A 270-nucleotide genomic window follows, 5' to 3' on the forward strand; every position below is an offset into this window, starting at 1 on the left:
CATCCTTAACCAAAAAGGCTGCCTTGGCTGCCACAGTGTGGAATCATTGAATTTACAAGGTGGAGCAGTCGGTCCGGACCTATCTAAAGCCTTTGTAAACGTTGAAGGAAAACACGGCAAACCGATTGAGGAATTCTTGAAAAAGCCGACCTCTGCTGTCATGTCAGGCGTTATCGGCAAAAATCCATTAACAGATGATGAACGAAAGCAAGTCCTGGAGCTGCTGAAACAGGCATCTGAAAAATAATCAAAGGCAGGTGTTAATTGAAT

Annotated in this window: 1 pseudogene; it reads left to right on the plus strand. The window is 44.1% G+C overall.

Going from position 1 to position 270, the window contains the following annotated elements:
* Positions 1–247: pseudogene (locus RYX56_RS22505) on the plus strand (cytochrome C); the annotation flags it as partial.
* Positions 248–270 lie beyond the last annotated feature (23 nt).

Origin of the sequence: Alkalihalophilus lindianensis, assembly GCF_032843265.1 — a bacterium.
In the GTDB taxonomy this organism is placed as follows: Bacteria; Bacillota; Bacilli; order Bacillales; family Bacillaceae_D; genus Alkalihalophilus; species Alkalihalophilus lindianensis.